General features: G+C 62.4%; 18 protein-coding genes and 1 tRNA gene. 9 read left to right on the top strand and 10 right to left on the bottom strand.

The window, feature by feature from the left end:
- From BCY88_RS22940 to BCY88_RS22915, 6 genes are all read left to right on the top strand, one after another.
- A partial coding sequence (locus BCY88_RS22940; protein WP_120346078.1) for a flagellin occupies positions 1–1,041 on the top strand: 1,041 nt, incomplete at its 5' end.
- 158 nt (positions 1,042–1,199) lie between these two features.
- Positions 1,200–2,714, top strand: coding sequence for a flagellar filament capping protein FliD (gene fliD, locus BCY88_RS22935; protein WP_120346465.1), 1,515 nt, complete (start codon positions 1,200–1,202; stop codon positions 2,712–2,714).
- Positions 2,715–2,732: 18 nt separating this feature from the next.
- Positions 2,733–3,032: a flagellar protein FliT gene (locus tag BCY88_RS22930; protein WP_120346464.1), complete on the top strand. Its 300-nt coding sequence runs from the start codon at positions 2,733–2,735 to the stop codon at positions 3,030–3,032.
- 299 nt (positions 3,033–3,331) lie between these two features.
- Positions 3,332–5,710, top strand: coding sequence for an O-linked N-acetylglucosamine transferase family protein (locus tag BCY88_RS22925; protein ID WP_120346463.1), 2,379 nt, complete (start codon positions 3,332–3,334; stop codon positions 5,708–5,710).
- Positions 5,711–5,756: 46 nt separating this feature from the next.
- Positions 5,757–6,905: a dTDP-4-amino-4,6-dideoxy-D-glucose aminotransferase VioA gene (gene vioA / locus BCY88_RS22920; protein ID WP_120346462.1), complete on the top strand. Its 1,149-nt coding sequence runs from the start codon at positions 5,757–5,759 to the stop codon at positions 6,903–6,905.
- Positions 6,906–6,937: 32 nt separating this feature from the next.
- Complete coding sequence (locus BCY88_RS22915; RefSeq protein WP_120346461.1) at positions 6,938–7,600, top strand: acetyltransferase; 663 nt, start codon at positions 6,938–6,940, stop codon at positions 7,598–7,600.
- Between the two features lie 28 nt (positions 7,601–7,628).
- On the opposite strand, the gene BCY88_RS22910 is transcribed toward BCY88_RS22915, so the two are convergent.
- From BCY88_RS22910 to BCY88_RS22880, 7 genes are all read right to left on the bottom strand, one after another.
- A complete protein-coding gene (locus BCY88_RS22910) occupies positions 7,629–10,001 on the bottom strand; it encodes a carbohydrate-binding family V/XII (protein ID WP_120346460.1) in 2,373 nt (790 codons plus the stop codon).
- Between the two features lie 70 nt (positions 10,002–10,071).
- On the bottom strand, positions 10,072–10,776 hold the full coding sequence (locus BCY88_RS22905; protein WP_120346471.1) for an LbetaH domain-containing protein: 705 nt from the start codon (positions 10,774–10,776) through the stop codon (positions 10,072–10,074).
- Positions 10,777–11,001: 225 nt separating this feature from the next.
- On the bottom strand, positions 11,002–12,984 hold the full coding sequence (locus BCY88_RS22900; RefSeq protein WP_120346459.1) for an alkyl/aryl-sulfatase: 1,983 nt from the start codon (positions 12,982–12,984) through the stop codon (positions 11,002–11,004).
- A 137-nt stretch (positions 12,985–13,121) separates the two neighbouring features.
- The gene (locus tag BCY88_RS22895) at positions 13,122–14,312 is read right to left on the bottom strand and encodes a BamA/TamA family outer membrane protein (protein WP_120346458.1); all 1,191 of its coding nucleotides are present in this window, start codon (positions 14,310–14,312) and stop codon (positions 13,122–13,124) included.
- 6 nt (positions 14,313–14,318) lie between these two features.
- Positions 14,319–15,287: a SphA family protein gene (locus BCY88_RS22890; protein ID WP_259461489.1), complete on the bottom strand. Its 969-nt coding sequence runs from the start codon at positions 15,285–15,287 to the stop codon at positions 14,319–14,321.
- Positions 15,288–15,387: 100 nt separating this feature from the next.
- Positions 15,388–16,875 carry a DUF1254 domain-containing protein gene (locus BCY88_RS22885; RefSeq protein ID WP_120346456.1) on the bottom strand — a complete coding sequence of 496 codons (1,488 nt, stop codon included), beginning with the start codon at positions 16,873–16,875 and terminating at the stop codon, positions 15,388–15,390.
- A gap of 172 nt (positions 16,876–17,047) precedes the next feature.
- Positions 17,048–17,842 (bottom strand): hypothetical protein, encoded by a 795-nt coding sequence (locus BCY88_RS22880; RefSeq protein ID WP_259461488.1) that lies wholly within the window; start codon positions 17,840–17,842, stop codon positions 17,048–17,050.
- Between the two features lie 620 nt (positions 17,843–18,462).
- Here BCY88_RS22880 and BCY88_RS22875 point away from each other — a divergent pair.
- Both BCY88_RS22875 and BCY88_RS22870 read left to right on the top strand, forming a co-directional pair.
- Positions 18,463–19,527, top strand: coding sequence for an HAD family hydrolase (locus BCY88_RS22875; RefSeq protein WP_120346455.1), 1,065 nt, complete (start codon positions 18,463–18,465; stop codon positions 19,525–19,527).
- A 129-nt stretch (positions 19,528–19,656) separates the two neighbouring features.
- Positions 19,657–20,676, top strand: a complete 1,020-nt coding sequence (locus tag BCY88_RS22870; RefSeq protein ID WP_120346454.1) for an NADP-dependent oxidoreductase — start codon at positions 19,657–19,659, stop codon at positions 20,674–20,676.
- Positions 20,677–20,789: 113 nt separating this feature from the next.
- Here the strand turns inward: BCY88_RS22870 and BCY88_RS22865 are convergent.
- Positions 20,790–20,865: transfer RNA gene (locus tag BCY88_RS22865), tRNA-Arg, on the bottom strand.
- Positions 20,866–21,161: 296 nt separating this feature from the next.
- Here BCY88_RS22865 and BCY88_RS22860 point away from each other — a divergent pair.
- Positions 21,162–22,061, top strand: a complete 900-nt coding sequence (locus BCY88_RS22860) for a c-type cytochrome (protein WP_120346453.1) — start codon at positions 21,162–21,164, stop codon at positions 22,059–22,061.
- A 115-nt stretch (positions 22,062–22,176) separates the two neighbouring features.
- Here BCY88_RS22860 and BCY88_RS22855 read toward each other — a convergent pair whose 3' ends face one another.
- Positions 22,177–22,755, bottom strand: a complete 579-nt coding sequence (locus BCY88_RS22855; RefSeq protein WP_120346452.1) for a hypothetical protein — start codon at positions 22,753–22,755, stop codon at positions 22,177–22,179.
- A gap of 123 nt (positions 22,756–22,878) precedes the next feature.
- A complete protein-coding gene (locus BCY88_RS22850; RefSeq protein WP_120346451.1) occupies positions 22,879–24,969 on the bottom strand; it encodes a UvrD-helicase domain-containing protein in 2,091 nt (696 codons plus the stop codon).
- Positions 24,970–25,211: the final 242 nt, after the last annotated feature.

The raw sequence follows: 25,211 nt of genomic DNA, 5'->3' as shown, positions 1-25,211 counted from the left end.
ATCAACAGCGCAGCGGACGACGCAGCAGGTCTGGCGATCTCGACGCGTATGCAAACGCAGATCAACGGCCTGAACCAGGGCGTGTCGAATGCGAATGACGGCGTGTCGATGATTCAAACCGCATCGAGCGCACTGTCCTCGCTCACCTCCAGCCTGCAACGTATTCGTCAGCTGGCTGTGCAGGCATCGACCGGCACGCTGTCGCCGAGCGATCAGGCTGCACTGCAGAAGGAAGTTTCGGCACAGATCTCGGAAGTGAACCGTATCGCGTCGCAAACGACGTACAACGGCACGAACATTCTGGACGGCTCGGCAGGCAGCGTGACGTTCCAGGTCGGCGCGAACGTTGGCCAGACCATCAGCCTGAACCTGAACCAATCGATGTCGTCGGCGAAGATCGGCGGCGGCCTGGTGCAAACGGGTCAAACGCTGGGCACGGTCAACGTCAGCGTGGACGCGTCGGGTGCTTACACGACGGCTGCCAGCCCGGCCATCACGGCAATCAACGTGCTGTCGGACGGCAAGGGCGGCTACACCTTCACCGACCAGAACAACCAGGCGATCACACAGACAGTCGCATCCGCGGTGTTCGGCGCAGGCGCAACGGCAGGTACGGGTACGCAGGGTACGGCTCTGGCACTTCAGGCCGGTGCAACGACGACGGCAGGCGCAGGTTCCGCCGCTCAGGTTTCGGCAGTTGCGCAGATCAACGCGATCAACAGCCCGCCGACGGTTTCGAACCTGAACATCAGCACGGTTACCGGCGCGAACGAAGCAATGGTCTCCATCGACAACGCACTGCAGACCGTCAACAACCTGCAGGCGTCGCTGGGTGCCGCGCAAAACCGCTTCACGGCAATCGCCACGTCGCAGCAAGCTGAATCGACCGATCTGTCGTCGGCACAGTCGCAAATCACGGACGCCAACTTCGCACAGGAAACGGCGAATCTGAGCAAGGCACAAGTGCTGCAACAAGCTGGTATCTCGGTGTTGGCGCAAGCTAACTCGAACCCGCAGCAAGTTCTGAAGCTCCTGCAGTAAGGGCTGATGCAGTAACGGAGATGCGCCGCGCGTAAGTGCGGCGCATCTCCGGGTTCCACACAACGGGAGGCTCGCCTCCCGCTGTGCATTCCGATTACGAAGTGATGTAGCATCGCGCACCACCCAATACAGATTCCCAGACGCCCGGAGCCTCTGCAATGTCCTCGATCTCGACCACGTCTACTGCGGCATCGACCGCCGCTGCCAATGCCGCGCTGCAATCGGCCGCGCAATCGATCATCAGCGGCTCGACCGGCAACACGTCAATGGACGTGGGGACGCTCGTCACGGCACTCGTGAACGCGAAGACCGCGGGACAGGCCGCGGCCCTGACGGCGCAACAAACCACCGACAACACCCAGGTGTCCGCATACGGCGCATTGACCGCCGCGCTGGACGCGCTGCAGTCGGGCATCGCGGGCCTTGCCACCGGCTCCACGCTGTCGACCTTCTCGGCCACCGCGAGCGGCACCGGACTGACCGCCACCGCGGGTACGGGCGCCGTGGCCAACAGCTACTCGATCGGCGTCACGCAGATCGCCAGCTCGCAAGCCTTGTCCTCGGCAGCCTTCGGCGCCACGACACAGCTCGGCACCGGCACGATGACGATCTCGATCGGCAACCAGTCGATGAATATCAACGTCGACAGCACCAATAACACGCTCTCCGGCATTGCCGCCGCGATCAACTCCGGCACCGGCAACCCGGGCGTGACGGCAACCATCGTGACCGGTTCGGACGGCGCCCACCTCTTGCTGCGCACGTCGAATACCGGCGCGGCCAACGTCATCAACGTCTCGGTCAACGCCACCACCGACAACGGCTTGTCGAGCCTTGGCGTGACCTCGACTGCGAGCACCACGGGCGGCCAATCGACGTTCACGTCGGCGAATTCGAGCAACGCCTGGACGCAAAGCTCGTCTGCTCAGGACGCGGAATTCACGATCGGCGGGATCGCCGCCAGCAGCTCGACCAACTCGGTGACCACCGCCATTTCCGGCGTCACGCTGAATCTGTCCGCTGCGGCCGTGGGCTCGACGCAAACACTGACCGTCGCGGCGGACACCACGGCGGAAAGCACCGCGATCAACAACTTCGTCAGCCTCTACAACACCGTCGTCACGACTATGTCGACGCTCACGTCGTACAACTCGTCGTCCTCGTCGCAGGGTCCGCTGCTGGGCGACTCCACGCTAATGACGATCCAGAACGCGCTGGCCACGATCGTCGGCGGCGCGGTCGGCACGGGCACGACGGGCAGCACGCTGGCGGCGATCGGCATTACGCTGAAGGACGACCCGGCTGACGGCACCATGGTGGTCAACAACACGACGTTGAGCACGGCCCTGACGGCCAATCCGGCATCGGTCGCCTCGCTCTTCAACTCCACCAACGGCATTGCCGAGCAGTTGAATGCCAGCATCACCAACTTCACGCAGACCGGCGGCCTGATCGATACGCGCACCAGCGCGCTGAATACCGACCTGCAGAGCATCACCACGCAGCAAAGCGCGCTTGCCGACTACACTGCCCAGCTGACGAGTCAGTATCAGGCGCAGTTCACCGCGCTCGACACGCTGATGGCTACAATGAACAACAATTCGCAGTACCTGACCGCCCTGTTCGGCGGCGCCAACAGCGCCGGCGCGCTGGCGTCCGCCAACAACACCTAAGTCCATGGACCAATCGAAATGAACCAGACCGAACTGATCGAACGGCTGCTGTCGATGACGCGGGAAATCGAGCACGCTGCCTCGCTCGCCGACTGGCCGGAAGCGGCCCGTCTGACCGAGGAGCGCTCGCCGCTGCTGATGTCGCTGTCCGCTGATCAGGAACCGGCCGCACTGGAGATGATCCGCCGGATCCAGGCCATCGACGAAGCGCTGCTCGCCGACGCGGAAACCACCCAGAACGAACTGCACGTCGAGTTCGAGGCAGCAATGGGGCGCACCAAGGCCGCCGGCGAATATCAACGGATCGCCCGGCTGTAAGTAGACCCGGGATCAGGTGCGACCGCTCCCGGCCGCATCGCCCAGGCCGAACCGCAGGCCCCGCCCACAAAAGGGCGCCGTGGCACCGGCCTGCAGTACCGAATAATAAGAACCACGCGCTGAAGTGAGGCGCGCTCGTTCCCTCGGCCCGCCTCGTGCGGGCTTTTTTCATGCCGCGCGGGGTTTCCGCAGCCCCGCCCCATACGCCAAACAGGCGGCCTTTTCACCGTCATCTCCGCGCATCGGAAAGGCCCGCCCGGCCGCACAATTTCCGTCATAGACCATTCTGCGCTGAGACCATGACTCTCCTTCACGAGCAGCCGACGGCTGAACCCCTGACGCCCGAACAACAGCTCGAGCAAGACATTGCTCTGGTTTTGCAGACCGCGTTGGCGCACCACCACAAGGAAGAGTTCGACGACGCCGAAGCGCTGTACAAGGCGATCCTCGACGCGAGGCCCGGCCACGCCGACGTGCAGTACAACCTCGGCGTGCTGTACACGCAACGTGGCCGTCCGGCCGACGCCCTGCCGCACCTGGAAGCCGCGCTCGGCGGCGCGCCGAACAACGGGCAATTCTGGGTTGCCTACATCAGCGCACTGATCGACGCGGACCAGACCCAGGCGGCCTGGCTGGCGCTGGAAATGGGGCAGCAAAGAGGCTTGAAGGGGCCGGCGGTCGACGGACTGATTACGCGGATGGCGCATGGCGCACCCGTGCTTGCCACCGCCGCGGTCTCGCCGGTCGTCGCATCGCCGGAACCCTCGGTGACCGTGGCCATTTCGACAGATCGTGCCACCACGGACGCCACGGACATCACGGCGGCGGCACTCGATACGCGCCGCCCCACCCCGCAGGAAATCAACCGCTTCAACACGCTCTTTACCAAGGGCCACATTCCGGATGCCGTCAAGCTTGGACGAAGCCTGACGGAGCGCTATCCGTCGAACGGCCTCGCCTGGCGTTGTCTCGGCATCGCGCTTCACAAGGCCGGCCAGTACAGCGAATCCGCCCAGCCTCTGCGGAACGCCGTAAAGTTTGGCAGCGACGATTCCGAGGTTCGCAAAGCACTGGCCGACTTGCTGCGCATACTTGGCCAGTACGCCGAAGCAGAAGCCGAGTGCCGAAAACTGCTCGAACTGCATCCGGATCATTCAGAAGGTCATCGGATCCTTGGCATGGTGCTGCCTGGCCTCGGCCGCACCAGCGAAGGAATCGCCGAATGCCGTCGTGCAACCGAACTCACGCCCGACTATGCCGAGTCGCACAGCACGCTGGGCGTCGTGCTGCTTAACGCCGGCGCCACGGACGAGGCCGAGCTGTCCTTTCGCCGCGCGCTTGAGCTCGACCCCAAAAATGCGCCCTCGCGCAGCAATTTGCTCTTCACGATCGCGCACAACCCGCACGTCGCCCCTGAGCAGATCTACGCCGAGCATCGCGAGTTCGCCCGCATTCACGAAACCTCGCTGCGTCTGCCCAAACTGCATCACGCGAATAGCCGCGCGCCCGATCGCCAATTGAAAATCGGCATCGTCTCCGGTGACTTGTTCCGCCACGCCGTCGCCTCCTACCTGCTGCCGATCATCGAACCGCTGGCGAAAGACAAGAGCCTGCAGCTCCATGTCTACTACAACCACGCGCAAGAGGATGACTACACGCAATGGATGCGCGGCCAGGTTCACCAATGGACCATGATCACCGGTATGGCCGACGAGCAATTCGTCGCCAAGGTTCGCGCCGACAAGATCGATATCCTGATCGACCTGAGCGGGCACACCGGCCGTAACCGGCTGCAGGCGTTCGCGCGCAAGCCGGCGCCGATTCAGGCCAGCTGGATCGGATACCCGGCGACTACCGGTCTCGACGCGATGGACTATTACCTCAGCGACCGCTTCTTTACGCCGTTTGGCGAGATCGAGCAGCAGTTCTCGGAGAAGCTCGTGCACCTGGCCTCCATCGGGCCGTTCCAGCCGGACCGGAATGCGCCGCCGGTCAACATCCTGCCGGCCATGCACAACGGCTACATCACGTTCGGCAGTTTCAACCGCTTGAACAAGTTGCGTCCCGATGTGATCGCCGTGTGGGCGAGGCTGCTTCGCGAGTTGCCCACGTCCCGGATGGTGCTCGGTTCGATGAACGGCGACGAAGGCGATGAGAAGCTCATCAGCTGGTTCGTCAACGAAGGCATCGCACGAGAGCGCCTGACGTTCCGTCCGCGTACCCGCATCGAGGTCTACCTGCAACAGCACTTTCAGGTCGACATCTGTCTCGACACCTTCCCGTACACCGGTTCGACGACCGTTCTGAACTCGTTGTGGATGGGCGTGCCTACGCTGACGATCCTCGGTAAGACCATGGCAAGCCGGGCCGCGACGGCATGGCTCGCCCATTCGGGTCTCGACGCGTTCGCAGCCGAAGATGCGGACGACTTCGTGGCCAAAGGCGTCAAGCTGGCCTCCGACATCCCCGCGCTCGCCAGCATCCGCACGGCGTTGCGGGAGCGCTGCATGCAGTCGGCGCCGTTCCGGCCGGAGCTTGTCGCACAGAGCCTCTCGCGCGCATTCCGCACGATGTGGCAGCGCTGGTGCAACGGCCTCGCACCAGCCGCCTTCAGCGCGCACGATCCCCAAGCAGACGCCGATGGCAAGTCCGGCGGCAACCCGGTTCACATCGCGTAACCGCCGCCGATCGTGACCCGAACCAAAAAACAGTAGCGAGGAAACCATGGGCTCTAGCGCTCCGCTTCGTGCAATCGCGTCACTGGACGACGAACGCATCTATGTGACCCAGCCGCATCTGCCGCCGCTGGCCGAGTTTCTGCCGTACCTCGAAAAAATCTGGAATAGCAAAACCCTGACCAACGGGGGGCCGTTCCATCAGCAACTCGAGAAGGCACTCTGCGAGTACCTGGGCGTGGAACACCTCGCGCTATTCGCGAACGGCACGCTCGCGCTCGTGACTGCGTTGCAGGCGCTGCGCATCAACGGCGAGGTCATTACGACGCCCTATTCGTTCGCCGCCACCGCGCATTCGCTGCTCTGGAACGGCATCAAGCCGGTCTTCGTGGACGTCGACCCGGACACGCTCAATCTGGACCCGGAGAAGATCGAAGCCGCGATCACGCCGCAAACGACCGCGATCATGCCGGTGCATTGCTACGGCCATCCGTGCGATGTGAAAGCCATCCAGAAAATCGCCGACAACTACAACCTCAAGGTCATTTACGACGCCGCGCACGCGTTCGGCGTGCAGACCGAAGAGGGCAGCGTGTTCAAGCACGGCGATCTGTCGATCGTCAGCTTCCACGCCACCAAGGTTTTCAACACGTTCGAGGGCGGCGCAATCATCTGCCCGGACGCGAAAACCAAACAGCGCATCGACCATCTGAAGAACTTCGGTTTCGTGGATGAGGTGACGGTCGTGGCGGCCGGCATCAACGGCAAGATGAGCGAAATCAATGCCGCATTCGGGCTCCTGCAACTGCAACACGTCGACAATGCACTGGCGAAGCGCAAGACGATCGACGCGCAGTATCGCGAGTTGCTGGGCGGCGTACCGGGTATCCGCTGCCTCTCGGATGCCGGCGAGAAAGTGGCGAACTATGCTTACTTTCCGGTTCAGGTCGAAGACAACTTCCCGATCAGCCGCGACGCACTCTACGAGCGCCTGAAGGAGCACGGTATCTATGCGCGCCGCTACTTCTATCCGCTGATTTCCGAATTCCCGATGTATCGCGGCCTGCCGTCCTCGAACAAGGACAATCTCAGCGCCGCGAGCGCCGCGTCGAAACGGATTCTGTGTCTGCCGATCTATCCCGATCTGAACCCGGTACACGTTGAACGCATTGTCAGCATCATCGCCGGCATTCAATGAATTGAGCCGGCCTTAAAAGCGGAACGTGGGCAATGCAAAACATCGTGCTTGTCGGGTCTTCCGGCCACGCCAAAGTCATTATCGACATTGTTGAAAAGCAGGGCGCCCACCGGATCGCCGGCCTCATCGACGCCTTTCGGGCCGTAGGTGAAACCACGCTCGGTTACCCGGTGCTCGGCGGTGAATCCGATCTGGCGCGCCTCGCCATTGAACACGATCTGAAGGGCGTGCTCGTCGCGATCGGAGACAACAGCGTTCGCGCGAAGGTGGCCGCGAAGGTGGCGGATATCTGCCCGCACTTGCCGTTCGTCAGCGCGATTCACCCCTCGGCCTGCGTCGGCAAAGGGACGAGCCTCGGCGCCGGCACGGTCGTCATGGCGGGCGCGGTTATCAACGCCGATTGCCGCGTGGGCCGGTTCTGCATCGTGAACACGAAGGCATCGCTCGATCACGATTGCATCATGGAGGATTTTTCGAGCCTGGCGCCTGGCGTGACCACCGGCGGCAATTGCCGCATCGGCAGCCACGCCGCCGTGAGCATTGGCGCCGTGTTGCGCCATGGAATCACGATTGGCGAACACAGCGTGGTGGGTGCGGGATCCATTGTGATGAAACCGGTCGACGCTTTTTCAGTGGCATACGGGAGCCCCGCGAAAAAAATCCGGGCTCGCCAGCAGGGCGACAAATACCTCTAAGCGGAATCGGCCGCCAGGTCACACCGCCTCACCGCCGGAACCGCCCACCTCCGCCCCCAAACCGCCGCTGCGGCTGAAACTGCCCACTCGCCCGCGCATTCCCAAGGTCATGGCCCTGCCTGAGCGAGTCGAGCTTCTGGGTTTGGCCCGCGTTTGGCTGTACGGGCTGCCAGCCGTCGGCGCCATGCTGCTCCCAGCCGCCGCCCTGATCGTGCCGGTAGACGTTGCCGTCGCTGCCCGCATAGACATTGCCGTTATTCCACGCGACGGCCTTGCCCGTGTCCTTGTTGCCCACAATGCCTTTCGTGCCCGCCTGGTGATCGCCTGAATACGCATTGCCGGTCACGCCGGCTTCGGCCGCGCCATAGCGTCCGGTCTGCGCGTTGTAGCCGGCGCGCTGCCGCCCCGCCGCATAATCGCCGGTGGCCTCGTTGCCCGCCACGCCGCCGCGCGCCGCGCCGCTGCGTCCCGTCGAAGGATTGCTGAACGAACCTTGCCGCCCCGCCGCGAAGTTGCCGTTATAGGCGTTCTCGACCGCGCCGCGGCTCGCCTGGAAGTGGCCGCCGGTGTACGGATTGAATCCGGATGCCGCCGTGCCGGCCCAGCTATTGCCGGTCCAACCGTTCCAGCCGCTCGCGTGGGTCACGGTGCCCTGCCCCCAGCGGCCGTAAATATTGGCCTGATTGACGTTCGCGTATTGCCAGCTCCATGGGCCTCCGCCCCAATACGGTCCCCAGTATGGCGACGCTGCCCCCCATGTGGCGCCGATCGCAAAACCGAAGGCAAAGCCTACCGTGGTGCCGAGCGCGAAGCCTGCGCCGTAGCCGTAGGTGGCCGGATAGCCGTAGTAAACATCACCGACATAGGGTGGATAGACATAGCCCGTGCCGTACACAACGGTACCGTCCGCATTGACCACCACGCCCATGTAGCCCGGCGTATAGCCGACCACCACCGTGTCGGGCGTCGCTGAATAAACATGAACGTAGGTCACGTAATGCACGGGCGACGCCGCCGGAATCGTATAGATCGCAGCCGGCACCGTATCGGCGACATGCCATGGTCCGCTCGGGGCGCTCGCGGTGAACCAGATCCCGTTGGCGACAGCGAAGAATTGCGATGGCGCGATCTGGATCACCGGCGTCGCCGTATTCACCGCGTACGACAACGACGTGCCCGCGATACCGACGAACTTCGGCGCGCCGTCATAGACGACCTTCAACGTGGTGGTCTTGCGCGACACGGTCGCTGTTTGCGGGATGCTTGCGGCAATCGCCGCCTCTTTCGCCTGGGGGGTACCCGGCACGGAGACGAGCGCGTTCGCGCGCGGGTCGTCGGCCGCGATCTTCGAAAAGTCGGCGGGCAGGCTCTTGCCGTCAACGAAAGCCCAAGGTCCGGAAAGGCTCGCAGCGCTGAACCAGCGGCCCGACAGCAGCAGGTAGTAATGGCTGTCGCGCGGCTCGACGAAAAGCGCGTGGTCGGCGTTGGCGACGGACAGCAGATTCACCCCCTTCACGGGTTGCAACGCCGGCTTGCCGTTCGTCACCACCAGTTCGGCCGGCTGCGCCGCCACCACTACATCCGGCGCCTGCGCGGGCTTCTTGCCGTCGGCGGGCAGCATCGGATCGGACTTGAGATTGGTTTGTGCGGTGTTCGCCGCGGCGACCAGCTCATGCGAAGGCGCCGGATTCAGATGCCATGGACCGTCGAGCGTGGCCGCTTCGTACCAGTAGCCCCCGGCATTCAGATGCAGTGTGCCGTGCGTATCCTTGAGCAGCATCGCCCGCGTGTTGATCAGGCGTTGATAGTGCGCGTCGCCGAACGCGCGCCAGTTCGCGTCGCCGTCGACCAGCACAAGCAACGTGGGACGTTCGGCAAAGATGATGTTGGGTACGTTGTTCTGCACCGCGAGGCCGGGCTCGCTGCCTTCGTGGGTGCTGGCATAACTGGCCTGCAGTTGTTCGAGCGACGTGATGAGACCGCCTTTCGGAATGCGCGCCTGCAAGGCGGCCTTGACGCCGTCGGCAGCGGACGGCGTGGTCGGCATGTCGACCTGATCGAACACGATGTCGAGCAGTTGCACGGTCGAGCTCGTCTTGTCGACTTCGGCGCGCGCCGTGAAATGCGCGACGCCGTAGTTCGGTGTGGCGTCCTTCGCGCCAACCGCGAAAGCCGCCCGGCCTTCGATCCGATTGCCCTGCCACACTTCCACCTGTGGCTGATACAACTCGATACGCTGCTGCGCGCTGTCGAAGTCGCGTGGCCAGGCTGTCGGAAGAGATTGCAACGCAGGCTGCACAGCGGCAGCGGCGAGCGCTTGCCCCGGCGTGGCGAGTGTCACCGCAAGCGATGTGCAGACGCCGGCGAGCATCAGCAGGGATCGCTTCATCGTGATTTTCATGGTGCGTCGCTCCATAAACACTGACGGCGGGATAAACCGGTCATCGGACGCAACGCACTCGGTCGACGGGTCAGCCGGGCTCGTTCTTCGCGCGCAACAACTCGGTCAGGATTTCTACCGACTGCCCCTCGTCTGCCGTCAGGTCAACAAGGAAACGGTCGTTGTGCTTTTGCATCCACGACATCGGCATGTCCCACCATGCAAGCTCCACAAGCTTCTCGCGAATACGCTCGGAGAACCGGAACCGCACAAGGCGTGCAGGGCTGCCCACGTAAATGCCGTAAGGCTCGCTTTTGAAATTGGGCGGCACCACGGTTCTCGCCCCGATCACGCATCCGTTTTCGATGGTGGAACCGCCGAGAAACATCGCTTCGTCGCCGATCCACACGTCGTTACGGACGACCATGTCGCCGTATTGAGGCGGTGGCACATTCCTCAGCCCACTGCCGTAAGCACTCAGCATCGACGTTGAAATGGTCCGCATGTCGTGCTGCCCATTCAGCAGGAACTTCAATCTCAGGCCACCCGCAACGTACTTTCCGATTACCAGCTTCTGAAACTCGCCGTCGTACTTGGCAATCGAGCCGACGCCGATTCCCGTGCACTTGCCAATCACGAAGGTCCCGACTTTCGCTTCTTCATCCAGCCAGTTGCGAAAGAAGTCATTCGGAATCGTCGAGATCGATCCATCCCGGTATCCAAGCACAATGAAGGCTTTCGAAAAGGGATGCTGGGACTGCACTCCGATAAAGTCGTCTGATGTGGTTACGTTCATGGTGGTCCGCAAAAGGTGGTTCGCATCGCGCCGCCGGTCACGCCTCAACATTGAGGTTGCGAATGGCGGCGATGGTCCAAACAGCATATCGACGGGCGCGATCGCGCACTTCGTCGAATAGGACCACATTTCACGATCACTTCGATCCATCACCACGTTTCACGGGTCACCGCCGCGCGAGAGGTTTCGGTCATCCGCTAACCGTTCCCCTCGCGCCCAGGACTGTTACGGCGTCACAATATTGAACATCGGATTGAAGCTATCCAGCATGCTGAACAGTTCCGTCACCTTCTGCGAATCGCCAGCCACCTTGGCCTTACCCGATTGCGTTTCCTTGTCGAGCGTCTGGCCGCCCATCAGCAACGATGCGAACTCGTCCTTGCTCATGTTCAGCGTGGCGTCCGCATTCGGCAGCGTCGCGTTCGGCGTGTATATCAATACCGAATTGCGCAACTCGATCGCGTACTTCTCGCCGTTGCCGAGATCCCAGTTGATGGTCGTATGCTTGCCGTTCGCTTTCGGACCGTTCAGGCGGATGCCCATGTAGTCCAGCAGCAGCGCCGGGTTCATCGCCGCCACTGCATCCGGTGTCACGGTGTTCACGCCCGGCACCTTCGGCACACCGTTGCGCAGTTCGTACGCGCCCATCAGGTACTCGTTACGCCACGTGGGGTTTTCGGTCTGGTAACCGAGCTGCTCCAGCGCGTCCGCTTCGAGATTGCGCGCCGCCTTGTTCTCCGGATCGGCGAACACAACCTTGTTCATCGCGGTGGCAACCCAGCGGTAATTGCCCTTGTCGAAATCCTGTTTCGCCTTCGCCATCACCGCATCCGCGCCGCCCATGTAGCGCACGAATTCCTTCGACTCCTCCTCCGGCGGCAACGGATGCAGGTTCGCCGGATTCGAGTCGTACCAGCCGAGATAACGCTGGTAAACCGCCTTCGAATCGTGATTCACCGAACCGTAGTAGCCGCGGTTGTACCACTTCTTGCCGGTCGTATCCGGCACCTGGATCTGTTCGCCGATCTCCGTCATCGTGTAGCCCTCGTTCGCGAGGCGCAACGACTGATCGTGGATGTACTTGAACATGTCGCGCGTACCGGCGATATAGCTGACCGCCCGTTCCTGCCCCCACGTCGGCCACTGGTGCTGCGAGATCACGACGTCGGTCTTGTCGCCGTATCGCACGATCGCTTCGTTCAACACCTTCCACCAGTTCGCCGCGTCGCGCACCTGTGCGCCGCGCAGCGTGTACAGGTTGTGCAGCGTGTGCGTGGTGTCTTCGGCGGTATCGAGAAGCTTGAATTGCGGCATGTAAATCAGCATCTCCGACGGGGCTTCCGTGCCCGGCGCCATCTGGAACTCGAACTGCACGCCGCCGATGGTGCGTGTCTCGCCAGTCTTGCTGATCGTATCGGTCGGCGCGATCAGGCCGAGTGAGCCAAACGAAGTGGTCTTGCCGAGGCCGGCATCGACCTGGCCACGCGCGCTGGCCGGCAGGAACGCACCGTATTGGTAGAGCGTGCGGCGTCCCATGGCATTGCCGGCAAACACGTTTTCACTGACGGCTTCGGCAAGGAAACCTTCCGGCGCGATGATTTTCACCTTGCCGCTCTTCACGTCCGCTTCGTCGACCACGCCCTTCACGCCGCCGTAGTGGTCCGCGTGACTGTGCGTGTAGATCACGGCGAGCACCGGCTTCTTCGGACGATGCTGGTAATACAGGTCGAGCGCGGCACGTGCCGCCTCTTTCGTGACCAGCACGTCGATGATGATGATGCCGTTATCGCCTTCGACGATCGTCATGTTCGCGAGATCGAGACCGCGCACCTGATAGACGTGGTCCGTCACCTTGAACAGGCCGTTGAACATATTGAGCTGTGCGTTGCGCCACAGACTCGGATTGACCGTATCCGGCGCCTCACCTTGCAGGAATTTGTATTTGTTCAGATCCCAGCTGACGCCGCCCGTGTCAGTCTTGATGACACCGTTCGGAATGGTCGCGATGAAACCACGTTGCGCATCTTCGAAATCCTGCTTGTCGTCGAACGGCAGTTGCTTGTAGACCTCGGCGTTTTCCTGCTTCGTGATAGCCGTTGCGTCCTTGTTAGGCGCGGCGGCTTGCGAGAGTACTGCATGTGACAGGCAAAGCGTAGCGACAGCGACCGTGACGGCGGTGAGCCGCCGATTGCGTTTTTGTTTTTCCATCGTCATTTCCTCGAATCAACAAGACATCGGCAAAGCATGCCGAACCAAACAACTCTGCTTCGCGGCCTGTTCCAACCCGGCGTGCCAACGGGTGCCGTGCGGATAAGCCGCCTCCATGTGAAACCCGATCGTTCGGGTCAGCGCCAGGCGCTGCCCACCTGCACGTAAAAAGCGTTCTGTCCCGGCCCGTGCGCGACGTCGATCCCCATCGACAAACCGAGCTTGCGAGCAATCAGATACCGGAAACCTGTACCGAAGCCGAAGGCCGTAGGTGCATCCGAAAACGAATGCAGATGGCCATAGGCTTTGCCGACCCCGCCGAAGCCGAGCACCGCCCAGCGCGGCGTGACGTTCCAGCGGATTTCGGCCTCCGCCGTCAGCTGGTTGCTGTCCTGGAACTTCGCATCGGACACCCCGCGCAGCGACACATACGGCTGCGCGAAAAACGGAATGTTTCCTTGGGAGAATCCGGTGTCGGCTCGCAGGCCGAGCACCCAGCTTTTCGATAGCGGAATCCACTGGTAGCCGCGCGCGGTCTGCTCCTGGAAGTTCGTCGAACTGCCAAGACCGCCACGCGCGAGATCCGCTTCGAGCTCCGCATAAGTGCCGCTTGACGGATAGAACATGTTGTCGCGCGTGTCGTAGTCGACCACCACGCCTGCCTTGGCAACGCGCTGATCTTTCTCGAACTGGCGAATCCCTTCCGGAATCACCGGACCGAAACGCGTGCGGGAATCGAAGAAGGTGTAGCGCGGACCGACGTACCAATGGCTATTGCCGATCCGGAACAGCACTTGCTGCACCACGGCGACACCGTCGAGCTGGTAGGCGCGCGGCTGATTCTGGATGCCGTAGTAATTCAGATGCAGTCCCACTTTGCCGATCACACCGAGATAGCGAATGTGGTCGTCGTCCCAGGTGTGGAAGTGCATCAGCCCCGCACCCCAGCTGTGTGTGCCGGTTGCGAAGCCACCGAGACCGGTGACGTTCGGTGGTGCCCTGGAATCGTCGGGTGCGTCCGCGCTTTTCTTCGGCATCGTGAAATAGAGGAGGCCGAGGCCCAGGCCGTAGCCGACCGCAGGTTCGGTGATTAGCGTCGGCACGGGCAACACGCCGCGATGTGTCAGCAGCAGATCGCTCAGGTCGAATGCGCCGTCTTCGGGGTCGATGAATTTCGACGCCGCGTGAACCTGGGCCGACGCAAGCAGCAAGCCCGCGGCAACGACCGGCGCGCACCATCCGCGGCGGCGGCCCTTTTCAGCCTCGATGGGCGCGGCCGCGTCGACGGGCAACTGCGTATAAAAGGCACGACGGATCGACAACTGCATAGGCCGTTACTTGAAGGTGGCGCTAACCGACAGTTCCACCGCGTTCCCCTTCGGCCGATTGCTGACGTTGAACTCGTTGACCCAACGCAGCGATGCCGACACCGGCGTTTTCTGGACCTTGCCCGACCACGTGACCATCGGCCCAATACCCACGGAATGCCCCTGATTTCCGCCGGTGACATCGGCCAGACCGCCGCTGTCATGACCGAGCTGCTGGATATAACCGCCCACCACGCCCACGCCCCAGCCGCCGAAGCGCTTGAGCGCCAGCAGGTCGAGCACGCTGACAGGCGCGTTGTGATAGTGCGTGTCGCTGTTGGCCGTATAGAACCCGATCCCGTAGTTCACGGACAACTCGATCTCTTCTTTCGGGAACAGCTTCGTGTAGGCAACGGTCGGCGTGAAGGTCCACGTGTTCTGCCCGGCATTGGCAAGCCGGCTCGTGGAGTAAGCACCGGTTGGCGCATAGATCTGCACGCTAAGCGCGATGTGGTCGGTCTTGGTCAGGTGGTAGCCCGCGACGACCGGCGTGAAAAACAGGTCCGCGAACTGGGTGTTGTGATCGTTCGGCAAGCGGCCGTGAAACGACGAGATGTCGGTGTACTGAAACGGCACCCCGAACGAAGACGCAAAATTCCAGCCGCCCACGGTGATGCCCCACGTCTTGACGGCATTGACAATGGTGTACACCGCGGTCACGTCAACGCCTGCGGTAATCTGCCCGGCGATCGGGATAGTCTTGCTCGCGCCCAGCGAGCCTTCGTAATAAATCGTGGTGGCCGAGACAATCCAGTCATCGGTAGGCGGCACGACACCGGCGTATGGCGTGACCTGCATGCCGGTGATCGGCCTGCCGATACCTCCTTCAGTCGCCCACACTTGCTGGCAGACCGCGAGGCCGGCAGTAGTCAGAAGCGCACTCGAACACACCCGGGCGAGTGACCGGTTTGCGAACAAACGACCAGAGCGACTCATAGTCATCCTCTCGAAAAAAAATCTCCGCATTTTCACGCAACGGACGAAGGTGTAGACGAAGTGCGGCCACAGGCCACACCGGTGGGGGACGAAGCAGTTCTCACGGCTCACGCACAATCGGCGGCGGCGTCCAGCTGCCGTCAAGCGCCGGCTGCTGCGGCCAATAGGCGCGGATATACAGCGAAAACGCTTCATTGGCCGGCGCCGGCAGCCAGTTGGCGAGTTTGTCGTTGCCGGGGCTCGTGTTCTGCACGTAGAGGGTCAATGAGCCATCCTCATTAAATTTCAGGTCCTTGTTCTTGGTGCCGAGCGAGTAACGGTTTTGCGCGTTCGGCGAAAAGAAGTGATGCGCGTTATACAACGTCAACGACCAGAATCCTTTGACCGGCGGCAAACTATCTTTCGCGAACGTCACCGTGTAGTGCGCATTGCCGTCGAGGCGCTGACCGGATGCGTCGGCATCGGCGTAGAAGTACTTGGTCTCGTTCGGCTTGTTGACGAAGATGTTCGACTTCGCCACCGCCGTGCGCGTGAAGTAATCGGTGCCGAATGCAGCGCCGTTGCTGATCGTGTTCCAGTTGGCGGGCAAGCGCTTGCCGAAGGTGTTGAAGTTGAACAATGGCGTGACCAGATCCGCCTCGGCCTTGAGCGCCTCGTCGACAATCGCGGTCTTGATCGCCGGATCTTTTTGCGCCGCCGCGATCAGCGCACGCGCCTGCGCGTAGAGCGCTTCTTCGCCGCGTTGCGGTGGTGTTGCATCGAGCACCGTGGGCAATTCGTCCCAGAACCGGTTGGGATCGACCCACTTGATCTCTTCGGCGTTGCCGCCCGCCGCGCCACCCGCCGGACCGAAAACCGGCAACGCCGACCAGTCGGTCTCCTTGACCTTGCCGTCGTACTCGGCAAGCGGATACAGGCCAACCTTTGTAATCACCGACTGCACGGCGACACGATCTTCAGGTGTGTCGTCCATGAAAACACGCGGGATGAAGCTGCCGACCCCGGTCGACGAGCGGAACACCTGCCGGATGCCCTTCGGCACCTGGCCGTGCCAGTCAGGACCGGCCAGCAGATAGAAGCCTGGACGCGTGCCGTACATCTTGCCGAGACTTGCGAAGCCGTCGGTGCGCAGATCGACGGCCTGGTAGACCCAGAAGCGTTTGCCGAAATCGGGGACCTGCACGACCACCGGCGTCTGGTTGAGATCGAGGATCGCGGACCCGTAGACCACGTCCTGATTCGGACACGCGACAAATCGCTCCTGCGGCTGGATATAGTCGCGCAGCATCGAGAGGTGATTGGGCGGCGCGACCGGCACGATGCCGCCGTTCAGCCCCGGTCGCGGCACCTGCTTCATTGCCAGCAGGCGGCCGTAGACGTTCACCATCGGCCACGCCCAGAAATAGGTCTGGCGCGCCACCAGCCGTGCGTATTCGTCAGAGATCGCGTAGCCGGCCACCGGGCCCGGCACGGATGCGGCGGTGGCCGTCGCATGGGGTGGCTGGTCCTGCTGCGTCTTCGCCAGAATCGGCGCGGCGACCGACGCCAGTACGGCGGCGGTGACCCATGTCACGGTTTTCTTGTTCATATCGCTCTCAGGTTCGTCCATGCGCGGTTTAGCGCTTTTGCGGCTCGGGCAAGGTCCCGGCGACGTCGAATAGCGTCTTTTCCGGACCATGGACCGGCATGACAAGGTCGTACACGCCTCGGGGCGCGGGCAGCCAGTTCGATCTCATGTCTGCTTTCTCTCAGGTTCCGGTCTATTTGCCGAACGTCATATTCAAGCCTGCGAAGATCGTGAACTGCGGCACTCCGGCGCCGGAATGGGCGACGGAGTACTGCGGTTCGATGAACGCGTTGTAGATGGTCGAGCCGCCCTTCCACGCCTTGCCGGCGCCGAGGCCCACCGGAATGTAATAACTGCCGTGCTGCAGATCGAAAGTCCAGATGCCCGTCGAGCGGATGTACCAACCGCCCGGCAGGTTGAAGATGCCGAACGGCTGTGCAGTGAGCGATTGCGTGGTGGGCCGGTTGCTTTGCCCGGCGAACGAGTGCTGCCATTGCACCAATGCGCCGAGCAGCCGCGCTTTCGTCGCACTGACGGCGACCGCGGCAAGACCGGCTTGCCACTTGCCGGTGCCGAGGCTGGGATCGGTGGCCGTCGGCATGGTCACGAGCGGGCCCACACCGAGCTGCACGTCACCTTGCGACAGCAGGAAAATGTCGAACAGGTTCAGGTCGCCGAGGCCGGTGTTATAGCCGCCGTTCGGGTCGGGCCGTGTGCTGACCGGCACCGTGGCGCGGAAGATTTGCGGCACGCCGATCAGGCTGTTTGGGCCGATCGGCACGGTGGGGCGCAAGAGCAGATCGTTGGTATGCGCGCTCGCGCCGAACACGCTCGGCGTGTAGTAGTTCTGGATGTTGAATGAGGCGGCCAGATTCAGCGGGTTATTACTTTTATTGGCATCGTCGGCGGAAGCCTGAGCGAACGCAGGCGACATCAACACCGACGCGGCGTATAACGCTGCCGATCGAAGCAGACATTTACAACCCATTCCGCACCTCGTCTATGGGCATTTCTTATAGGCGAACGCACTCCCGCTGCCCAACGTAAATAAAGTCGGGAAACAGAATTCGTATTTTTTAATTAAATCAAACTAATCGCACAAACGTGTTTGCTCACCCGGCGGCCAAAGGCAGCAGGGAAATACGCAGAACAGATAAGACGCGCGGTTAAAGAGCGCTAGGTCTTTCGAACAGCCCGGAAAGACAGTACGGCCAGATACATGGCTTGCATGGACGCTCCTTTCAGACTGAAGAGACGCCGCATCAAACAAAGCATGCGGGAGGTAAAAAATTCATAACTCAGGACATCGTCGAGAAATGGTAGCAAACGTTTCACGAGATTACAGAGATAAATTTGTAACACGATCGAAAGCTAGCCAATTTCCGCTCGAATCAGGCTTTAATAGCCATTTCAATTGCATATTTTTCTCCAGATTTGGAAATTGTTTTAGCCTCCTCATACCAATCCGCATAACGGCATATGCCATTGCAAATTGCCGGCATTGGCGCCGCCGCTCAAAAAAACTACGCAATGGGCTGCAACAATCGGCGCACGCCATTAGACTGGCGCTCGCGTTAGATTCGACCCACCGCTTTTGATGAGGCTTTCATGATTCGCACGATGCACCGGTACTGCGTTGCTTTGGCCATTGTGGTTCTTTCCGCTTGTACCGTTACGCCGCGTCACGACGCGAGCGAGTCGCCGGGCGGCGTGTCGGCGGCCACGGCCCTTGCGTCATGGAACGACACCACGACCCGGCGCTCGATTGTGGATTTCGTCACACTGGTCACCACGCCCGAGTCGAAGGATTTCATCCCGCGCGCCGACCGGGTCGCCGTGTTCGACAACGACGGCACCTTGTGGCCCGAGCAACCGGCCTCGGTGCAACTGGTGTTCGCGCTGCAACGGGTGAAGACGGTGGCCGGGCGGCATCCGGAATGGAAACGGCAGGAGCCGTTCCGCTCGATTCTGAAAGGCAATCTGAAAAGCATCGCGGGGAGCGGTGACGCCGGCTCCATGAAAGTGCTAGCCGCAGCGCATGCCGGCATGACCAGCGATCAATTCGCCGCGCTCGTGCACGAATGGTTCGACTCAGCGAGCGACCCGCGCTTTAACCGCCCGTACGCCGACCTCGCTTATCAGCCCATGCTCGAGTTGCTCGCCTATCTGCGCGCCAACGGCTTCAAAACCTATCTGGTGACGGGCAGCGACGTCGAGTTCGTACGCGACCTGGCGCCGCGCGTGTACGGCATTCCGCCCGAGCAGGTGATCGGCAGCACCGTCAAATACAAGTACGGCCAGACGAACAGCGCCGTCACGCTGACCCGGCTGGCGCAGGTCGACAATCTCGTCGACGGCGCAGCCAAACCGCTCGCTATCGATCGCGTAATCGGCCGGCGCCCGGTGATCGCCTTCGGCAACGCGGACGGCGACGTGCCGATGCTCGAATGGACGGCCGCCGGCGACGGCCCGCGTCTGGCGGCACTGCTGCATCACACCGACGGGGAACGGGAGTATGCGTACGACCGCGCGGCGAAAAGCGGCAAGCTCGACAAGGGTCTGGACGAAGCCGGCGCGAAAGGCTGGCTCGTCGTCGATATGAAGGATGACTGGAAGACGGTGTTCAAGCCGGATAGCGCGGCAACGGCTGCGGCCGCCGCGCCCTCCAATTGAGGGGGCAACGTGCCTTGAAACAGCACTGCGCCGGCGAGATTGCCGAATGCCCGCGACATCCGGCGCGCAAGCGTGCGATGGCCTCGCTGGTAAGATCGATCACCCTCTATGACCGCAGTGAGTCTTCCCATGAATTATCAAAATCGCCAGTGGTTTTACGTCAAGCGTCCTGAAGGACGCGTTGGCGATGAGCATTACGCGTTGCGCGAAAGCGAACTCGACGACAATTTGTCGTCGAATGAAGTGCTGATTCGGGCGCGCATAATTAGCGTCGATCCGTACATCCGGATCCAGCAGCACGAACGCAATACCTACGACGTGCCGCATCCGCTCGGGATCGTGCAGCGGGCGGGCGTGGTGGGTGAAGTGGTGGCGTCGGCGAGTCCGCTTTTCAAGCAAGGCGACTGGGTGTCGGCCTATAGCGGCTGGCAGTTGTACGCCAAGTGCCATCACAGCGAGCTGACCAAACTCGACCCTGACGCGGCGCCGGTTTCGACCGCGCTCGGCGTGCTGGGCATGCCGGGGCGCACCGCGTGGTTCGGGTTGATGGAGGCGGGTAGGCCGCGTCCGGGTGACACGCTGGTCGTGTCCGGCGCGGCGGGCGCGGTCGGCTCGCTGGTCGCGCAGTTCGGCAAACGCGCCGGATGCCGCGTGATCGGGATCGCGGGCGGCCCGGACAAGTGCGCGTTTCTGACCGACACACTGAAGCTCGACGGCGCAGTCGATTATCGAGCTCATCCCACGCTCGAAGGCTTGCGCTCAGCGCTGCAGGCGGCGACCGGCGGCGTCGATGTCTATTTCGACAACGTGGGCGGCATGGTGACCGACGCGGTAATTCCGCTCATCAAGCGCCGCGCGCGGATCGTGATCTGCGGGGCGATCGCTCAGTATGACGGCGGGTTGGATACGCCGGACCTCGCGCCGCGCTTCCTGCAACACATGCTGTTTCAGCGCGCGACGATTCAGGGGATTCTGGCGCGTGACTTCGTGCATCGGATGGATGAGATGCTGCAGACGGTCGCGCCGTGGGTGAAGAACGGTGAAATTGTTTACCAGGAGACGTATGTCGATGGGTTTGAGGCGTTGCCGAATGCGCTGAATAGTTTGTTTGAGGGGAAGAATCTTGGGAAGTTGCTGGTGAGGGTTTGAGGTGAGGCGGATGACAGACGGTCGTGACAATGGCTGTCGTTCGCAGCAGGGCTGCGCGGAACGAATCAGGAAGCTAAAACAAAAGGGAAATCGCGTTGAAACTCGACCAGATTTGGTGCGCCCGGCTGGGATCGAACCAGCAACCCCTGCCTTCGGAGGGCAGTACTCTATCCATTGAGCTACGGGCGCTTCAACACGAAAGCGCGGCAACCTGAACAGGAGCGACGCCAAAGCGAGACCGAAAGGATACCCGGTTTCGGCCAAACCGTCCACCGGACGGCCTATATGGCGGGATCGGGGCCCTGCAACCTACGCGCCAGATGACGCCGACCCCGCCCCACGGTGCGGGTAAACGCCTGCTGAACACCTCGCCGCGCCCCTCGCCGCCGCCGAAATGTTCCGTCTATAATCGTCCGTGGCTGAATCAAGAACAAGAAGTTGCCGTCACGCTGTACCGCTCACATACCCACGGAGACGAGACAAGCATGAGCGAAGCACCACACGGAGCCCCAATCAAAACCCCCGGGCAGCTCATTGCCGCGATCATTGCCAGTTTTGCGGTACCGATCGTCATCATCGTTCTGCTAGTGATCTACGTCGATAATTCGACACGCACTGGCGCCGGGACAGATAGCCTTTCAGAAGCCGAGGTCAGCGCGCGCATCAAGCCGCTCGCGCAAGTCGACATTCGCGACGCCAATGCACCACGCGTCTACAAGACCGGCGAAGAGGTCTACAAGGCCGTTTGCTCCGCATGTCACGCGGCCGGCGCCGCAGGCGCACCGAAATTCACCAATGCCGCCGACTGGGCCCCGCGCATTTCGCAGGGCTTCGACACGCTGTGGCATACGGCGCTCACCGGCAAGGGCGCGATGCCCCCGCGCGGCGGCACCAGCCCGGACGATTACAGCGACTTCGAAATCGCCCGCGCCGTGGTCTACATGGCGAACAATTCGGGCGCGAGCTTCCCGGAACCGGCGCAACCGGCAGCAGGAGCGGCAGCCGCCGCGTCCGGCGCCGCCGCGGCAGCACCGGCGGGTGCTTCGGATGCCGGCGCCGCACAAGCGGCCGCCGCATTGGCAGCCATGGCAAGCGTGCCGCAAGCGGCCGCCCCGGCAGCGGGCGGCGCGCAAAGCGCGGACGCCTCGCAAGCCGGCAAGGCGCTGTATCAGCAGGTTTGCCAGGCGTGTCACGCGGCCGGCGTGCTTAACGCACCGAAGTTCGGCGACAAGGACGCATGGGCGCCGCGCCTGAAAGACTCGATGGACACGGTCTACAACTACGCACTGCACGGCAAGGGTGCGATGCCGCCCAAAGGCGGCTCGACGGCCTCCGATGCGGACGTGAAGGCCGCCGTCGACTACATGGTCAGCGCGGTGAAATAAGGCGCTTCCAAGACTGCTTCCTGCGCTTGTCGCAGACAAAAAAATCCCTGCACCGTGGCGACACGGGCAGGGATTTTTCACTTTTCATGTGCAAGCGCGCGCCGCGCCCCACAGGTCAGGTACCTGCCGGCGCCGCAGCAGGAAGGCTGAACGCCTCGACGAATGCCAGCGCGGGCGTGCAGCGAGCGAGCGACGTGAAATGCGCGTGCAAGTCGGCAGGTGCGAGCCACGGGTAGCTCAATCCATCCTGCAACGCTTCGAGCAATGCACCGTCGGCGTCCGGCACGACGTCCATGCGTGCAATATGGATATGGAACCCCGTGACGGCCGACGTCGTGTCGAAACGCCACCGGTACACCCCGTGACCGACGCGCACTGCGCCGGTTGACCGTTCGCGCATCACCACCAGCCAGGGCAAGGCGTCGATCGTGCCGTCTTGCACCGCGAGCGAATCGCACACGTAATAGGTACGGCGCCGCGTGTACTGGGCGCCGAAATCGGTGACGAGCGTTTTCGCGATCGCATCGGTGCCGACTGTGCGCGCCGGGAACGCGATATTCGACGTAGCAAGCGAAATGGTGAGAAGCGCATCCGCGGCAAAGGCCTCGGCGATGCGCTCAGCACGCGTGTTGTCTTTCGCGTCGACATAGGTTTCGAGCGCGCGGCGATACTGCGCGAGCGGCGGCGTGGACATGCGAACGGTCTCCGGTTGGCGCCCGCCCGACTTCAAGCCGGCGGGCCGTGCCACTGTAGCCTGCGCACGCGGCAAAACCGCCGATGCACCTGCCGCACGCGGGGTTTTGCATCCCTACTACGTTCAAGGCTTCTGCAGCAGCGCCTTCAAACTCGCGAGCCGGTCTTTTGGCGACATCGGCGCTTCTTCGGGCGTCGGCGGCGGTGCGTCGTCGAGCAGCATCTCAGGGATGAAGCGCGACGGCTCGCACACCACGGTTTCGCGCGCGCGCTTGCGCTTCTTGCACCAGTTCAGATGCAGGCTGCGCTGCGCCCGCGTAATCGCAACGTACATCAGACGCCGTTCTTCCTCGATGCGCGCGTCGTCGATCGGCTCGTCATCGGGGCCGCCACGGTGCGGCATGATGCCTTCTTCAACGCCCACCAGAAACACGTGCGGATACTCCAGCCCCTTCGATGCGTGCACGGTCGAGAGCCGTACCGCGTCCGGGTCTTCCTCGCGGCCTTCGAGCATCGACATCAGCGCCACGGTCTGGATCAGGCCGAGCAGATTCTTGCCGGTGTCGCCAAGGCCGTCAGCCGTGTCGTAGCCCGTGGCCTCGCTGTTCTCCGAACCTGCCGGCTCGGCCTTGGTGCCTTTGCGCTTCAACCATTCCATGAACTCGAGCACGTTCTGCCACTTGGACTGCGCCTGACGTTCGTCGAACGCGTCGTACAGATAGGCTTCGTAGTGGATCGCGTCCATCAGCTCGTCGAGCAGCGGGCCGGCGGCATCCTTCTCGGCGCGGTCGGTGAGACGTTGCATGAAGTCGCAGAACACGCGCATCGGTTCGATCTGACGCGGCGACAAGCGCGCCTCGATGCCGCCCATGTAGACCGCTTCGAATAGCGACACCTTCGCCTGACCCGCAAACGAGCCGAGCGCTTCCAGCGTGGTATTGCCGACGCCGCGGCGCGGCGTGGTAATCGCGCGGATGAACGCGGGGTCGTCGTTGGCGTTGGCGATCAGGCGCAAATACGCGCAGATATCCTTGATCTCGGCTTTGTCGAAGAACGACTGACCGCCCGACAGCACATACGGAATGCGCTCGCGACGCAGTACCTGCTCGAAGATGCGCGCCTGGAAGTTACCGCGATACAGGATCGCGTAATCGCGGAAATTCGCGCGCCGCTCGAACTTGTGCGCCGACAAACGGAACACCACCGACTCGGCCTCGTGCTCCTCGTCGTTGCACGGCGTGACGGTGATCGTGTCGCCCATGCCATGCTCGGACCACAGCTTCTTTTCGAACAGCTTGGGGTTGTTCGCGATCACGTTGTTCGCGGCGGTGAGAATGCGCACCGTCGAACGGTAGTTCTGCTCGAGCTTGATCAGATGCAGCTTCGGAAAATCCTTGCTGAGCTGCCCGAGGTTTTCGAGCGTCGCGCCGCGCCAGCCATAAATCGCCTGATCGTCATCGCCAACCGCCGTGAACGCCGCGCGCTTGCCGGCCAGCAGTTTCACCAGCTCGTACTGGCAGGCGTTGGTGTCCTGATACTCGTCGATCAGCAGATAACGCAGCTTGTTCTGCCAGCGATCGCGCACCTGCTCGTTCTTCTCGAAAAGCTCGGCGGGCAGGCGGATCAGGTCGTCGAAATCGACCGCCTGGTACGCATGCAACGTCGCCACGTAATTACGGTAGACGATCGCGGCCTGATGTTCATCTTCGTTCGCGGCGATCGCGATCGCCTGCTCCGGCATGATCATGCCGTTCTTCCACAGCGAGATGATCGACTGGATCTTGCGGATGAAGCCCTTGTCCGTCGAGCCGACCTGCTCCTGGATCATGCCGAAGCAGTCGTCCGAATCCATGATCGAGAACTGCGGCTTGAGACCGACGTGTTCCGCTTCCTGCCGCAGAATCTGCACGCCGAGCGAATGGAAGGTACAGACCGTCAACTGGTTGACGGGCACCTTGCGGCCTTCCTTGCCGGGCGTGGTGAGCGTCTTGCCCTCGAGCAGCTTGCCGACGCGCTCGCGCATTTCCAGCGCGGCCTTGTTGGTGAACGTGACGGCGGCGATATGGCGCGGCTCGAAGCCTTTGGCCTCGATCAGGTGCGCGATTTTCTGCGTGATCACGCGCGTCTTGCCGCTGCCTGCGCCGGCGAGCACGAGACACGGACCGTCAAGATAACGGACCGCTTCATTTTGAGCGGGGTTCAGGCCTGCGGACATCGTCTGTGGATGGGTAATGCGGTTGAGGGCGCTTAGGTGCGAAATTTAGGTGCGAAATCGCGAGACCGAAGGCCCGGGGGCATGCTGCGCGGGGCCGGCGGCTGGAACGGCGCCGCGTGTACCGCGGGGTTCCGGCTCGCCACGCCTTGGCGCGAGAGGAGCGATGTTAACACGGATAAATGACGCGGATGGATGCGGCGGACTGGAACTGGACGAACGCAACGAGCACGCTGCGCCCGCCG

It is taken from the genome of Paraburkholderia fungorum (assembly GCF_003610895.1).
Lineage (GTDB): Bacteria > Pseudomonadota > Gammaproteobacteria > Burkholderiales > Burkholderiaceae > Paraburkholderia > Paraburkholderia fungorum_B.
Note: the sequence above shows the minus strand (reverse complement) of the source record. Positions and strands in the feature narration are given on the sequence as shown.